The 13,296-nt window shown below is 60.9% G+C and carries 10 protein-coding genes and 2 tRNA genes; 5 read left to right on the top strand and 7 right to left on the bottom strand.

All coding sequences use genetic code 11. From position 1 onward, the window contains the following. The first annotated feature begins 41 nt into the window (after positions 1 to 41). Positions 42 to 1,451, top strand: a complete 1,410-nt coding sequence (gene thrC / locus H045_RS15810; RefSeq protein ID WP_003238910.1) for a threonine synthase — start codon at positions 42 to 44, stop codon at positions 1,449 to 1,451. A gap of 84 nt (positions 1,452 to 1,535) precedes the next feature. On the opposite strand, the gene H045_RS15805 is transcribed toward thrC, so the two are convergent. Beyond that, entirely contained in the window at positions 1,536 to 1,757 is a 222-nt protein-coding gene (locus tag H045_RS15805; RefSeq protein WP_015372877.1) for a hypothetical protein, read from the bottom strand. Positions 1,758 to 2,055: 298 nt separating this feature from the next. Between H045_RS15805 and H045_RS15800 the strand changes: the two genes are divergently transcribed. Beyond that, positions 2,056 to 2,340, top strand: coding sequence for a DUF3509 domain-containing protein (locus tag H045_RS15800; RefSeq protein ID WP_003238906.1), 285 nt, complete (start codon positions 2,056 to 2,058; stop codon positions 2,338 to 2,340). A gap of 179 nt (positions 2,341 to 2,519) precedes the next feature. Here H045_RS15800 and H045_RS15795 read toward each other — a convergent pair whose 3' ends face one another. Continuing rightward, a complete protein-coding gene (locus H045_RS15795; RefSeq protein WP_015372876.1) occupies positions 2,520 to 3,719 on the bottom strand; it encodes a CaiB/BaiF CoA transferase family protein in 1,200 nt (399 codons plus the stop codon). A gap of 152 nt (positions 3,720 to 3,871) precedes the next feature. Here H045_RS15795 and H045_RS15790 point away from each other — a divergent pair, with 152 nt between their 5' ends. Then, positions 3,872 to 4,414 carry a YaeQ family protein gene (locus tag H045_RS15790; protein WP_003238901.1) on the top strand — a complete coding sequence of 181 codons (543 nt, stop codon included), beginning with the start codon at positions 3,872 to 3,874 and terminating at the stop codon, positions 4,412 to 4,414. A 57-nt stretch (positions 4,415 to 4,471) separates the two neighbouring features. Further along, positions 4,472 to 6,181, top strand: coding sequence for a single-stranded-DNA-specific exonuclease RecJ (gene recJ, locus H045_RS15785; protein WP_015372875.1), 1,710 nt, complete (start codon positions 4,472 to 4,474; stop codon positions 6,179 to 6,181). 137 nt (positions 6,182 to 6,318) lie between these two features. Here recJ and H045_RS15780 read toward each other — a convergent pair whose 3' ends face one another. The 4 genes from H045_RS15780 to H045_RS15765 form a co-directional block, all read right to left on the bottom strand. Then, positions 6,319 to 7,599 carry a virulence factor family protein gene (locus H045_RS15780; protein ID WP_003238896.1) on the bottom strand — a complete coding sequence of 427 codons (1,281 nt, stop codon included), beginning with the start codon at positions 7,597 to 7,599 and terminating at the stop codon, positions 6,319 to 6,321. Then, positions 7,599 to 10,241, bottom strand: coding sequence for a bifunctional lysylphosphatidylglycerol flippase/synthetase MprF (mprF, locus tag H045_RS15775; protein WP_015372874.1), 2,643 nt, complete (start codon positions 10,239 to 10,241; stop codon positions 7,599 to 7,601). The genes H045_RS15780 and mprF overlap by 1 nt, the downstream gene beginning before the upstream one ends. Before the next feature lie 279 nt (positions 10,242 to 10,520). After that, positions 10,521 to 10,597: transfer RNA gene (locus H045_RS15770), tRNA-Met, on the bottom strand. Positions 10,598 to 10,840: 243 nt separating this feature from the next. Then, a tRNA-Met gene (locus tag H045_RS15765) sits at positions 10,841 to 10,917 on the bottom strand. Positions 10,918 to 11,198: 281 nt separating this feature from the next. On the opposite strand from H045_RS15765, the gene dinB reads away from it, so the two are divergent. Next, positions 11,199 to 12,257, top strand: a complete 1,059-nt coding sequence (dinB, locus tag H045_RS15760; RefSeq protein WP_015372873.1) for a DNA polymerase IV — start codon at positions 11,199 to 11,201, stop codon at positions 12,255 to 12,257. 69 nt (positions 12,258 to 12,326) lie between these two features. On the opposite strand, the gene H045_RS15755 is transcribed toward dinB, so the two are convergent. Next, a complete protein-coding gene (locus H045_RS15755) occupies positions 12,327 to 13,280 on the bottom strand; it encodes a hypothetical protein (protein ID WP_015372872.1) in 954 nt (317 codons plus the stop codon). Positions 13,281 to 13,296: the final 16 nt, after the last annotated feature.

Genomic DNA, 13,296 nt, shown 5'->3' with positions numbered 1-13,296 from the left:
TGTAGCCTAAAGCTTGAAGCCCAAAACGAAGGTTTGCCCCCATGCGCTACATCAGTACCCGCGGCCAGGCACCGGCCCTGAATTTCGAAGACGTTTTACTGACAGGTCTCGCCACCGACGGCGGCCTGTATGTGCCGGAAAACCTGCCACGTTTCACCCAGGAAGAAATCGCTTCATGGGTTGGCCTGCCGTATCACGAGCTGGCGTTCCGGGTGATGCGCCCGTTCGTCACGGGCAGCATCCCGGACGCGGACTTCAAGAAGATCCTGGAAGAAACCTACGGCGTGTTTTCCCACAGTGCCATCGCACCGTTGCGCCAATTGGACGGTAACGAGTGGGTGCTTGAGCTGTTCCACGGTCCGACCCTGGCGTTCAAGGATTTCGCCCTGCAACTGTTGGGTCGTCTGCTCGATTACGTGCTGGCAAAGCGCGGCGAGCGCGTGGTCATCATGGGCGCCACCTCCGGTGATACCGGCTCGGCGGCCATCGAAGGCTGCAAGCACTGCGAGAACGTCGACATTTTCATCCTGCACCCGCACCAGCGCGTGTCGGAGGTGCAACGTCGTCAGATGACCACGATTTTCGGCGAGAACATCCACAATATCGCCATCGAAGGCAACTTCGATGACTGCCAGGAGATGGTCAAGAACAGCTTTGCCGACCAGAGCTTCCTCAAAGGCACGCGCCTGGTGGCGGTGAACTCGATCAACTGGGCGCGGATCATGGCCCAGATCGTCTACTACTTCCATGCCTCGCTGCAGTTGGGCGGGCCGGCCCGTTCGGTATCGTTCTCGGTACCGACCGGCAACTTCGGCGACATCTTCGCCGGCTACCTGGCGCGCAACATGGGCCTGCCGATCAACCAGTTGATCGTCGCCACCAACCGCAACGACATCCTGCATCGCTTCATGAGCGGCAACGGGTATGTGAAGGAAACCCTGCACGCCACGCTGTCGCCGTCGATGGACATCATGGTCTCGTCGAACTTCGAGCGCCTGCTGTTCGACATGCACGGTCGCAATGGTGCCGCCATCGCCGATCTGATGAGCACGTTCAGGAGCGGTGGCGGTTTCAGCGTCGAGCAGGAGCGCTGGACCGAAACCCGCAAGCTGTTCGATTCCCTGGCGGTGGACGACGCGCAAACCTGCGAAACCATCGCTGAAGTCTATGCCCGGACCGGTGAACTGCTCGACCCGCACACTGCCATCGGCGTTAAGGCAGCACGCGAATGCCGTCGCAGCCTGGATATTCCGATGGTGATCCTCGGCACCGCGCACCCGGTCAAATTCCCGGAAGCGGTGGAGAAGGCCGGCGTTGGCAAGGCGCTGGAGTTGCCCAAGCACATGGCCGACCTGTTTGAGCGTGAAGAGCGCTGCACAGTGCTGGCCAATGACCTGAAGGCGGTGCAGGCGTTTGTCAGCCAGCATGGCAATCGAGGTAAGCCTTTGTAAGGCATCCCGCGAAAATCGAAACGCCGCTTTCCCATCCCTGGGGCAGCGGCGTTTTTGTGTGTGGCAGGCCCGGCAGCGTCCTGATTACATAAGCAGTTTGATTGCCACTCCGGTGATTGAAGCGATGGTTGCGACTACGGCCATCGCCACCCCCATGGGGTACCAGAACGTTTCACAGGTAATCTTAAGTGACTCGGACTTGAGCTTGTCTCGCTCTGCCTGCATGCGTGATATCTCGGCGTAGATCCGCCTTACATCGGCATGCATCCTCTCCATTGTTGCCTGCTCCTCTTTGTTTTCCACCATCGTAATCATCCTTCGCAATAGGGGCCTTTTGCCATGCTCCAGTCGTGCAGCGCTCACCGAGTATAGGATTCACCTCCAGACTCAACTCCCGGCAAGCCCCAAAACAGCAGCCCATTGCGTAAGCAGTTATGTGCCGCCGTTTTTTGCCTGTCATGTTGCAAGCGCATGCTGGTCTCGTCATCCCCCTGCAACCTTTGAAAGACGAAAAAGCGAACTTTCCTACGTCAGAACCAGTCACTTAGGATAGATGCAGCACCCGTTAAGACGATTGTTCCCGAACTATTGAGTGGTGATCGAGATGGAAAGTATCAGCCTATTGCTCGCAGAAGCACTGAGCCCTTATCAGGTTACGCTGACCACCTCTGGTGTGCAGGGCGAGAGCCTGGTGACCGTGAAGAATCCGGCCGGCGCTATCGTGGTCGAGCGTGAAGTCGACCCGTTTCAATTGATGGATAAGCGTTTGCTCGTGGACGTGGTGGATTGCCTGCTGCGCGACATCAAAATTGCCGAAGGGCGCGTGGAGCCTTCGGTTATCGCGGCCTTGCGCAGTGCGGCACAGACACGCGGTGCGGCGCTGGCATGAAGAATTGTTTATTGATGGAAACTTCCCACAGCATGCTCGGTCAGATTTTTTAACAGCAAGAGCAAACATTGTGCTCCGGTGTTTGTGGCTTGTTGTACCGGTCATTGTAAGGCCACGTTTAACCCTGAAGTGTCTCCCCACACTTCAGGGTTTCTTTTTGCCCGCGATTTGTCACTGCGTCAGATCGCCCCCTGTTCACGCAGACTGGCAATCGCCGCCGTGTCATAGCCCAGCTCGGTCAGCAATACAGCGTTGTGCTCGCCCAATTGCGGCCCGACCCATTCACAGCTGCCCGGCGTGTCCGAAAGCTTGGGCACGATGCCTGGCATCTTGAAGTCCTTGCCGCCCGGCAACTGCGCCTTGAGGAACATTTCCCGTGCGAGAAACTGCGGATCGCCGAGCATGTCTTCGGCGCTGTAGATTCGGCTGGCAGGCACGTCGGCCTTGTTCAACTGCTCCACCACCTGCTTCAGCGGCAGCGAATTGACCCAGCGATCAATGACGCCGTACAGCTCGTCGCGACGGCTGTCACGCCCGTCATTGCTGGCCAGTTGCGGATCGTTCGCCAAGTCTTCACGGCCGATAGCCGACATGAAACGCTTGAAAATAGCGTCGCCGTTGGCGCCGATTTGCACATGCTTGCCGTCGGCGCTGGTGTGGATCGAGGACGGTGTAATGCCGGGCATGATATTGCCGGTGCGCTCGCGGATAAACCCGAACACATCGAACTCCGGGATCATGCTTTCCATCATGGCGAAGATGGCTTCATACAGCGCCACATCCACCACTTGGCCTAGCCCTCCATTGACCTCACGATGTCGCAACGCCATCAATGCGCCGATCACCGCCCACAGCGCGGCAATCGAATCGCCGATGGAGATGCCCGTGCGCACTGGCGGTCGGTCCTCGAAGCCGGTGATGTAGCGCAGCCCACCCATGGACTCGCCCACGGCGCCGAACCCCGGCTGGTCTTTCATCGGCCCGGTCTGGCCAAATCCCGAAAGGCGCACCATCACCAGTTTCGGGTTCAACGCATGCAGGGTCTCCCATCCCAGCCCGAGCTTTTCCAGCACGCCGGGGCGGAAGTTTTCGATCAGGATGTCGGCGTCTGCCAGCAACTGCTTGAGAATCGCCAGGCCATCAGGGTGTTTGAGGTTCAGCGTCAGCGACTTCTTGTTGCGCGCCTGCACGAACCACCACAGCGAAGTGCCTTCGTACAGCTTGCGCCATTTACGCAGTGGGTCGCCGCCGTCCGGCGACTCGACCTTGATCACCTCGGCACCGAACTCGGCGCAGATACGCGAAGCAAACGGGCCGGCGATGAGGGTGCCGAGTTCGATGACTTTGAGGCCGGCAAGCGGCTTGGCATTAAACGACATGGTGATCCTTGTCTGCGCTGGGCGGGGAGGGGATGGGATGCTTTTAACATAGGCGCGCCATTCAGGGATAAGGATGATGCAGCGCAGGATTCGTTGAATGCGCTCTCCATCGGTTAGACTGGCCGCCTTTCCCTGTCTCTAGAAGCCCGTTCATGGCCCAGCCGTCCACGACCTACAAATTCGAACTCAACCTCACTGACCTTGACCGTTCGGTGTATGAGAGCGTCAAACAAACCATCGCCCGCCACCCTTCGGAAACCGAAGAGCGCATGACCGTGCGCCTGCTGGCGTACGCCCTTTGGTACAACGAGCAACTGGCGTTCGGGCGCGGTCTGTCGGATGTTGATGAGCCTGCCCTATGGGAAAAAAGCCTGGATGATCGGGTGTTGCACTGGATTGAAGTCGGCCAGCCGGATGCCGACCGCCTGACCTGGTGCTCGCGCCGTACCGAACGCACCAGCCTGCTGGCCTACGGCAGCCTGCGTGTGTGGGAAGGCAAGGTGGTCCCGGTGGCCAATAATCTGAAGAACGTGCACATCGCCGCCGTGCCCCAGGAAATCCTCGAGGTGTTGGCCAAGGACATGCCACGGGTGATCAAGTGGGATGTGATGATCAGTGAAGGTACGATCTTCGTCACCGACGACCGTGGTCAGCATGAAGTGCAATTGCAATGGCTGGTTGGCGAGCGCGGTTGAAGCGTTGCAGCTGCAAGCTTGAAGCTAAAATCCCCCATAGAGATCCCATCCCGTCCCATGCGTATCGATCCCCGTCCGTTGCCCGCTGTCCTGCCGTTTCTCGGTGATTTGCCACCGCTGTTGACCCGCCTCTACGCTGCGCGCGGGGTGCGGTCCGAGGTCGAGCTGGATAAAAGCCTCAAGCAGTTGATTCCCTATCAGCGGCTCAAGGGCATCGACGCGGCGGTGGACCTGCTGGTGGTCGCCCTGGAACAGCGCCAGCGCATCCTGATCGTCGGTGACTTCGATGCCGATGGCGCCACTGCCAGCACCGTGGGCACCCTGGGCCTGCGCTTGCTCGGCGCGGCCCATGTGGATTACCTGGTGCCCAACCGCTTCGAATATGGCTATGGCCTGACCCCGGAAATCGTCGCCGTGGCGTTGCAGCGTGAGCCGCAGTTGCTGATCACCGTGGACAACGGCATTTCCAGCGTCGAAGGCGTGGCGGCGGCAAAGGCGGCGGGGCTCAAGGTGCTGGTCACCGATCACCACTTGCCGGGTGACGAATTGCCGGCTGCCGACGCGATCGTCAACCCGAACCAGCCGGGCTGTGAGTTCCCCAGCAAGGCTCTGGCTGGCGTTGGCGTGATTTTCTATGTGCTGATGGCCCTGCGTGCGCGCTTGCGCGACCTGGGTTGGTACGCTGACAAGCCGCAACCGAACATCGGTGATCTGCTCGACCTGGTGGCCCTGGGCAGCGTCGCCGACGTGGTGCCGCTGGATGCCAATAACCGCATCCTGGTGCATCAGGGCCTGGAGCGCATTCGCGCCGGTCGCGCCCGGCCAGGGATCAAGGCGATCCTTGAAGTGGCCAAGCGCGACGCGGCACGCATCACCTCCACCGACCTCGGGTTTATCCTCGGGCCACGGCTCAACGCCGCCGGTCGTCTGGACGATATGAGTCTGGGCATTGAATGCCTGCTCACCACCGATATGGCTGCCGCCCGGGAAATGGCCGCGCAGTTGGACGGCATGAACCAGGACCGCAAGTCCATCGAGCAAGGCATGCAGCGCGAGGCCCTGGCCCAGCTCAAAGACCTGCCGGTGGAGTCGATGCCCTATGGCTTGTGCCTGTTCGATCCGGAGTGGCACCAGGGCGTGATCGGTATCCTGGCCTCGCGCATGAAGGAGCGCTATTTTCGCCCCACCATTGCGTTCGCCGATGCGGGCGATGGTTTGCTCAAGGGCTCAGGGCGTTCGGTGCAGGGCTTTCATATTCGTGATGCGCTGGCCGTGGTGGCCAGCCAGCACCCCAACCTGATCGCCAAATACGGCGGCCACGCCATGGCGGCAGGGCTGACACTGCCCGAGGTGAACTTTCCGTTGTTTGCGCAGGCCTTTGATGCCGAAGTGCGTCGTCAACTGCGCGAAGAAGACCTCACCGGCCGCCTGCTGACAGACGGCACCCTGGCCGTGGAAGAATTTCACCTGGAACTGGCCCGCGCGCTGCGCCATGCCGGGCCGTGGGGACAGCACTTTCCCGAGCCGGTGTTCCATGGTGTGTTCCAGCTGGTGGAGCAGCGCGTGGTGGGCGAGCGGCACCTGAAGGTGGTGCTCAAGAGCGAATGCGGTTCGCTGAAGCTCGACGGCATTGCGTTTGGAGTGGACCGTGAAGTCTGGCCGAACCCGACCGTACGTTGGGTGGAATTGGCCTACAAGCTCGATGTAAACGAGTTTCGCGGCAACGAGACTGTGCAATTGATGATCGCCCACATCGAGCCACGCTAGGTATTACCGACAATACAAAACACATGTGGGAGGGGGCTTGCTCCCGATTGCAGAGAGTCAGTCACTGAAGATGTTGACTGATCCACCGCTATCGGGAGCAAGCCCCCTCCCACATGGTGTACAGCGTAAAGCCTGCGTTATTCGGTTTTAGCCTGGTGCTTCACGATGATCTCCACCAGGCGCTTGGCCAGCGCCGGATAGTTCTCGTCGAAGTGATGCCCGCCCGGCAATTTCAACGCCTCACCCACGGCCGTCTTGTCGGTGCAGCCGCTCTCGTCGACTTCTTCGGCGCCATAGATGCACACCACTTTCTCAGGTGGCAACTTGGCCATTTCCGGGCCGGTGGCGGCCTCTTTGCCGGCGTTGCCCAGCCATCCTTCCACTTCGATTTCAAAGCTGCCGGTGCGGGCGAATGCGAGCAGGATGATTGCATCGACCCGCTGCTGTTCATTTTCCGGCAGACGGTTGTAGATCGCCGGCAGTACGTCGGCGCCAAACGAATAGCCAGTCAGCACGAAACGCTTGGTGCCCCATTTCTGCCGGTAGTGCTGCATCAGCTCGGTGAGGTCCTTGGCGCTTTGTTCCGGGCTCTTGTGCTGCCAGTAGTAGCGCAGGGTGTCGATGCCCACGACCGGGTAGCCGATCTTGGCCATTTCACCGGCCACGTCGCGGTCCAGGTCGCGCCAGCCGCCGTCACCGGAGAGGAACAGGGTGACAGTGTCCTTGGCTTGACCGGCAGGCACTTCGACGACCGGGATGGCCAGGCCGCCGTTGTCCGAACCCACCAGTTGCTTGCGCAGCTCATTGTTCAGCACTTGCGGGTAATGGATGTCGTAGTCGCTGATGCTGGTGGTGGCGCGCGGAGTATCCCGTACGAAGCTGGCGCTTTCATCGTCAGGGTTATCGTTCCATGCAACCAGCCAGTTGCCATGGGCGGCGGTTTTCGGCAGCGGGTCCTTGCAGCCTTCCTGCACCAGGGCGAAGCCGACGGAGATGGCGTTGGCCTTGTCGTCGTTCTGGGTGGCCAGCCAGCGCCAGGCGAGGGCGGCGCCAGGGCCGATGCCGCTGACCAGTGTCGCGGGGCCCTTGAGCTGGCTCAGGGCAGTTTGCAGCGCCTGTTCCTGTAGCTTGCAGTCGTCCTTTGGCAGGATCACCTGGACAATCTGCGCCTTGCCGCCCTGGCTCAGGGCGATCAGTTGGCTGTCGGTCAGGGTTTGATCAGCCGGCACTGCCACGGCCACGCGGGCTTTGGCTGCGGCAGCGGGGGTCACAAGGGTCATCACCGTGCCATCGGCCTGGGGCATCTGCTCCAGCACCGGCTGCGGGGCAGGGCGGGTCCAGTACCAGAAGCCGCCGCCTGCGATCAGGGCGAGCAACACCACGATGGCCAATACATACCGCCAGGAACGTCGAATCATCAGCGTTTCACCAATCCAGTCAAGCCGCCCGCGATCAGGGCGGCGGTGTCGGCCAGTGCCACCAGCGGATCAAGTCCGGCGGGCACGGCCATATAACGAGGTTCCCAGTCAGGCTGGAATTTGTCTTTGAAGCGGCGCAAACCTTGGAAGTTATACAGTTGCTCGCCACGGCGGAACACCATCGAACCCAGGCGCTGGGTCAACGGTGCGCCACGGCGTGGTTGCAGGCCCGACAACGGCACCATGCCGAGGCTGAAGCGGGCGTAGCCGTGGTTCTTATAATGCTGGATCAGGCCGACCATCATGAATTCCATGGTCAGCTTTGGCGCATCGGGGTGCGCGCGCATCAGGTCGAGGCTGGCCAGGTCGTGGTTGTAGGTCTCGAGCAAATTGGCGAAGGCCACCGTACGCCCTTCGAAGCGAATGATCGCGATGCGAAAGTGCTTGAGGTAGTCGTCGCTGAAGCGTCCCAGGGAAAACCCCTTTTCGCGCACATTCTTGCCGGTCAGCCAGGCATCGGAGATGACCTTGAGCTCGTCCATTGGCGCCTGGCCTGGCTCGAAGATCTCCAGGGACAAGCCGTCCCGGGTGCCACGGTTCCAGGTGTAGCGCAGGTCCTTCATCTCTTTGCCCTTCGCTTCCAGGTCAAAGCGCTTGAGGTCGACCCGGGCTTCTTCGCCCAGCTTGATCGCGGTGAGGCCGATGTCCATGTAGTACGGCAGGTTTTCGGCGCGCACCTGATAGAACACCGGACGCGCGTGGTGGATGTCGCACAGGTCGCGGAACTGCCAGATCATTTCGGCGCGTGGCTGGGTCGGGCCGATGGGGTCGTACAAGGCCACCAGGCTGCGCCCGCGACGGGCGTACATCAGAAAGGCTTCGTCGTTGGGGTGGAACAGCAGGGCTTTGTCGCCGGTCAGTGCCAGGCCGCCATCGGGCTGCGATGACGCCATCAGGATGCGAGTGGCGCGCTCCAGTTCGTCCGGGGTCGGCAGGTGAATGATCGGACGGGCGGTGCGCAGCAGCCAGGTCAGCGACACGATCACCAGCAGCACCGCGGCGCCCAGCAGCGAGCGCAGGCCGCGCGGCGCGTTGGCGTCGAGGGTGAACTGCCACCACAGCTGATGGCTGTAAGGCACATCCTGATAGGCGAACAGCAGCAGCCAGATCGACGCACCCAGTACGCACACGCTGGCCACCAGGTAAAGCGGCGAGAACGGCAACTCGGTGAGGCGGCTGGCGCGGTAGAACGAGCGGCGGAAGATCGCCAGCAGCACCGCTGTCATGGTCATCAGACTGGCTTCTTCCCAGTCGAACCCCTTGAGCAGCGACAGCAGGGCGCCCGTCAGCAGCAGCACCATGGTCAGCATCCAGGCGGCCGACAAGCGTCGACGCAGGCCCTGGGCCAGCAACAGGCACAGCACGCCGATCAGGCTGGCACCAAAGTGCGAGGCGTCAATCAGGCGGTGGGGAATCAGGAAGCCGATGTTTTCCAGGCGTGAGTCGATTTCGGGCGTGGCGCCAGAGAACAGCAGGACCACGCCGGACAAAAAAACCAGTACGGCCAACACTGGCGCCGCCAGCCCTGAAGCAACCCGCAGACTCTGCTGGGTCTGGAACAGGCGCTGGGCTTCATTGACCAGCAGGAACACACAGGCGATCAGCAGCGGCAGCACCACGTAGATCATGCGGTACAGCAGCAGCGCGGCGGCCAATGGCGCAGCACCGAGCTTGTCGGCAAACGCCGCCAGCAGGATCGCCTCGAACACCCCGACGCCGCCCGGTACGTGGCTGAGTACGCCGGCGGCCAGGGCCAGCAGGTACACCAGCAGGAACGGGCCGAAGGGCGGCGCTTCCGGCAGCAACATATAGAGCACGGTGGCGGCAGCGGCCACATCGAGCGCGGTGATGATCAGTTGCAGGAAGGTCAGGCGGCGACCCGGCAGGCGCAAGGTGCGGCGCCCGGCCCTGACCAGCAGGTTGTCCGGGTAGGGTTGTTCCGGCAGGCGACGGCGGTAGATGCCGATGCACAGCGCGGCCGACAACAGCAGCACGGCGCCGGCCACACCTCCGAGCAGGCTTTGCGGCAAATGCAGGTAGGTCGAGGCCGCCGGCAGGTTGCTCAAGGTGGCCAGGGCAGCCAGCGGTGGCAGGGCGCAGCCCAGCGCAAGGCTGGCGAACACGGTCATGTGCGCGACTTCTGAGGCGCCGACGCCGTGGCGTGCATATAGACGGTAGCGCACCGACCCGCCGGAGAGCATCGACAGGCCAATCGCATTGCCGATGGCAAAGGCGGTAAAACCACCGAGGGTCAGCGTCTTGGCAGGCAGTTTCACCCCGGCATAGCGCGCACCGGAAAACTCATAGCCCAGCAGAATGATGAAGCCTGCGACGCCCGCGCCGAAGGCACCGAGCAGGGCGGGCCTGGGCACTTCCAGGATCGAGTCGTGGAGCGCGTAGAGGTCCAGCTCCAGCAGCAGGTGTCGACAGGCGATCAGGGCAATAGCGAACAGCAGCAAGGTCACGGCCAGCCCGATGGGCTGACGGTATTTGCTCAACAGATCCAGCCAGCGCAAACGGCCGGGAGCGATCGGTTGTTCCGCTGTGACGGTCTCTTGTGGTTCAGACGAGTTGGCGCGCATCAATCACCTCGTGGATTGTGCGCGACAGGATGGAGGTATCCAGCCAAGTTACCAATCCCTATGGACAAAATAAGTACAAATGTTAACGCGGAACACCGGGGGCGGCGACAGCGGCCATTGGTCGTAGAGGGTAGTGCTTGAACATTGAGCATAGCGTGCAATGAGATGGACTCAACAAACCGTGGAGGGTTTCATGAAAGATGCCAGGTCATTGTTTAAGAAGAACTTTTTCATCGGATACAAAAAAGGCCACTCTTTCGAGCAGCCTTTTCTGATGTTTGGTTGCGGGAGCCGGATTTGAACCGACGACCTTCGGGTTATGAGCCCGACGAGCTACCAGACTGCTCCATCCCGCGTCTGTGGGCGGCATTGTACAGTCCGGCGACGAGGTGTCAACCGTTAATAGGCCGACGCGGCAAATAAGTGTGATTAATCCACGCCTGACGCCTAAGTGGTCGATTGAACACAGGTTTATGGCGAGCGGGCTTGCTCAGCGTCGGACCACCCGGCAGTCCGTTTTTAAGCGGACACGATGCTGGCGTTGATAAAACAGGCACGCACAAAAAAGGCCACTCTTTCGAGTAGCCTTTTTTGATGTTTGGTTGCGGGAGCCGGATTTGAACCGACGACCTTCGGGTTATGAGCCCGACGAGCTACCAGACTGCTCCATCCCGCGTCTGTGTGTCGGCATTCTACAGAGGAACGCGAGTGTGTCAACCCGTAAATAGAAGAAAAGCGCTTGTGGTTCAATCGGTTAGCTCTCCACTGGAGCGCTTTTAGCGGCGCCGGCCCAGTATGGCTGGGCTTCTCAGCTCTATCGGTGGCTCCAATTCGATTGAGAAAACATATTCATCGGGTAAATTTCCTACCGCTCAAGCGGAAGAATCAAACTACTGGTGCTATATACAGGGGTGAGTGCGATACTGGCCTTCCGTTGGAATACACCCCTGTTTTTATATGACGCAGCGCAAAATCATCCACGTCGACTGTGATTGCTTCTACGCCGCCATCGAGATGCGCGATGACCCGAGCCTGGCGCAAAAACCGTTGGCGGTGGGTGGGTCTGCGGATCGGCGCGGAGTGATCGCCACCTGCAACTATGAGGCGCGGGCTTACGGTGTGCGCTCGGCCATGTCGTCACGCCATGCGCTGAAACTGTGCCCGGACCTGACCATCGTCAAGCCGCGCATGGACGCCTATAAAGAAGCCTCGAAGGAAATCCAGACGATCTTTCGTGACTACACCGATCTGATCGAGCCGCTGTCGCTGGATGAAGCCTACCTCGATGTGTCCGACAGCCCGCATTTTGGTGGCAGCGCCACCCGCATCGCCCAGGACATCCGTCGCCGCGTCTCCAATCAATTGCACATCACCGTGTCCGCCGGCGTGGCGCCGAACAAGTTCCTGGCCAAGATCGCCAGCGACTGGAAAAAACCCAACGGCCTGTTTGTGATTACCCCGGACCAGATCGAAGATTTTGTCTCCCAGTTGCGCGTCAGCAAACTGCACGGTGTTGGCAAGGTCACCGCCGACAAGCTCGCGCGTCTGGGCATCGAGGACTGCCTGCAGTTGCGTGAGTGGAACAAGCTGGCGCTGGTGCGTGAATTCGGCAGTTTCGGTGAGCGCTTGTGGAGCCTGGCTCGCGGGATCGATGAACGCGCGGTGCACAATGACAGTCGGCGACAATCCATCAGCGTGGAAAATACCTTCGATACGGACCTTCCCGATCTTGCCAGTTGCCTGGCCAAGCTGCCCGAACTGATGGACACCCTGGCCGGGCGCATGGCGCGCATCGACAGCAGCTACCGCGCGGGCAAGCCGTTCGTGAAAGTGAAATTTCATGACTTTACCCAGACAACGCTGGAGCAGGCCGGGGCAGGGCGGGATCTGGAGAGTTATCAACAGCTGATGACGCAGGCGTTCAATCGCGGTGGCAAGCCGGTGCGGTTGTTGGGGATTGGCGTGCGGTTGCTCGACCTCAGCGGCGGCAATGAACAGTTGGAATTCTCCTGGTAGAAACCCGGAGCAAAATGTGGGAGGGAGCAAGCCCCCTCCCACATTTAGATTTACAGCGTTTGCGAAAACTCAGCGGGCGCCGGGATCCGCCACCAGCCGCCCCGCCTCCTTGGTCAGCGCTTGCAGAAACTCCTGCTGCAGCTCCGGATCATTGCGGGTCAGTTCGATCAGGCTCTGCTCCAGCTCGCTGGCTTCCTCTTCCAGGCCCAACTCCGACAGACGCTTGACCCGGTGCACCCACTGGCTCACTTCGTCATCTTCCAGGTCGTCAAAAATCAGCCCGTGGGCTTCCAGCAACTTGCCGCGCAGGCCGCTGCTGACCGCCAGGGAAGCATCCGAATGCACATCGTCCTGGCCATCCTGCACGCTGATCAGCAGGGTGGTGATGTGATTCAGGTCCTGCTCGGCAAACGGGCTGTCCAGCAGGTTCAGGCGCAGCACGCCGTTGCGGTCGGTGGTCAGCTCGTGGGTTTGCCTGCCAGCAGTGACCTGCACCGGGCGCTCGCTCCATGGCAGGCTCGAATACTCCAGGCGCTTGTCGCGCTGGACTTCATCGATGCCGGCGAGGTTCTGCTGCGCGCGACCGTGGGACTGCACGTTCATGAACGGGTTGAGGCCGTCCACGCCGTAGATCAGCCAGTCGTGGGTCATGCTGTCAGGCAGTTTGCCGAGGGCGAAGATGTTCGCCACATTGGCTCCCGCGCCTGCCACCAGGGCGACGGCTCCCAGGGGCATCTCATAGAGTTTGCGCCAGGGCTGGTAGGGCGTGTAGCGGTCGTAGCGGCGGGTGACTTCGAATTCGGTGACTTCGAAGGTCTTCTGTTCGTGAATGCGAACCCGGCGCTGCGGCAGCTCCAGCACTTTGGGCTCGCCTACATCGATCTGCAGGCTGTGATCGAGCAATTTGCGCTCGACCCGCTCCTCGTGCTCACTGCGTTGTGACATCTGGTTGGCGCAGCCGCTGACCAGCAGGGCGCCGCACAAGGCGGCGCCCCCCAGGGCTCTGGTGTTTCGCTTGAACATGACTTCTCTTGATCTG

The organism is Pseudomonas poae RE*1-1-14 (assembly GCF_000336465.1).
Taxonomy (GTDB): Bacteria; Pseudomonadota; Gammaproteobacteria; order Pseudomonadales; family Pseudomonadaceae; genus Aquipseudomonas; species Aquipseudomonas poae.
This window is presented reverse-complemented; position numbering and strand designations above follow the sequence as displayed.

Coding starts and splice junctions, on each gene's coding strand:
- H045_RS15805 (WP_015372877.1), bottom strand. CDS start 1,757: ATGGTGGAAAACAAAGAGGAGCAGGCAACAATGGAGAGGATGCATGCC.
- H045_RS15755 (WP_015372872.1), bottom strand. CDS start 13,280: ATGTTCAAGCGAAACACCAGAGCCCTGGGGGGCGCCGCCTTGTGCGGC.
- H045_RS15790 (WP_003238901.1), top strand. CDS start 3,872: ATGGCCCAGCCGTCCACGACCTACAAATTCGAACTCAACCTCACTGAC.
- mprF (WP_015372874.1), bottom strand. CDS start 10,241: ATGCGCGCCAACTCGTCTGAACCACAAGAGACCGTCACAGCGGAACAA.
- dinB (WP_015372873.1), top strand. CDS start 11,199: ATGACGCAGCGCAAAATCATCCACGTCGACTGTGATTGCTTCTACGCC.
- thrC (WP_003238910.1), top strand. CDS start 42: ATGCGCTACATCAGTACCCGCGGCCAGGCACCGGCCCTGAATTTCGAA.
- H045_RS15780 (WP_003238896.1), bottom strand. CDS start 7,599: ATGATTCGACGTTCCTGGCGGTATGTATTGGCCATCGTGGTGTTGCTC.
- H045_RS15795 (WP_015372876.1), bottom strand. CDS start 3,719: ATGTCGTTTAATGCCAAGCCGCTTGCCGGCCTCAAAGTCATCGAACTC.
- H045_RS15800 (WP_003238906.1), top strand. CDS start 2,056: ATGGAAAGTATCAGCCTATTGCTCGCAGAAGCACTGAGCCCTTATCAG.
- recJ (WP_015372875.1), top strand. CDS start 4,472: ATGCGTATCGATCCCCGTCCGTTGCCCGCTGTCCTGCCGTTTCTCGGT.